The 684-nt window shown below is 63.3% G+C and carries 2 protein-coding genes; one reads left to right on the top strand and one right to left on the bottom strand.

Annotated features, from left to right (window positions below):
* The coding region (locus SO140_RS46280) for a GNAT family N-acetyltransferase (protein WP_498544246.1) at positions 1-450 on the top strand (450 nt) is incomplete at its 5' end.
* A gap of 1 nt (position 451) precedes the next feature.
* On the opposite strand, the gene SO140_RS46275 is transcribed toward SO140_RS46280, so the two are convergent.
* On the bottom strand, positions 452-684 hold a 233-nt coding region (locus SO140_RS46275; RefSeq protein ID WP_498544245.1), incomplete at its 5' end, for a diguanylate cyclase.

Raw genomic sequence — 684 nt, 5'->3', positions numbered from 1 at the left:
CACACTCTGCGAGGTCACCCTATGCAAATCAGAACGGCGCGCCTGAGCGATCGCCATGCTATCGCCGAATTAATGACGGCGTTGGATTATCCCGGCACCGAGGCGTTTCTGACGCAGCGCATGCAGCAACTGTTGGCGCATCCGGATGAGGCGCTGCTGGTGGCGACGGACGGGGAGCAGGTGTTGGGCGTGTTGTCGCTGCATTTCCTGCCGCAGCTGGCGTTGGCCGGCGACATTGGCCGCATCAGCTATTTTTGCGTCGATGACCGAGCGCGCGGCGCGGGCGTAGGCCGGCGGCTGCTAGCGGAGGGCGAGGCGCTGGCGCACCGTCGCGGCTGCGATCGGTTAGAGGTCCATTGCCACAGTCGCCGCGAGCGGGCGCATGCGTTTTACCGGCGCGAAGGCTTTGTCGAAGCGCCGAAGTATTTTGCCAAGTTATTAAGTCAGTAAGTTACTCCCCTGGCGGCACTGCCGTTTCCAACCGGTTGCGGCCATTATGCTTCGCCCGATAGAGCGCACCGTCGGCCGCTTTCAGCCAGTCAAGATAGCCGCCCAGCGCGGGGTGGTAGTTAGCGATGCCTGCGCTGATCTGCAGCCGCAGCTGCGGCGCCTCCTTGAAACTGACCGCGTCCAGCCGCTGCTGGATGCGGTGCAGGACGATTTCCGCCTGTTCGGCGTTAGTGT

This window comes from Bradyrhizobium sp. UFLA05-108, from assembly GCF_059803455.1.
The sequence above is the reverse complement of the archived record's forward strand: the minus strand, read 5'-3'. Positions and strand labels throughout refer to the sequence as shown.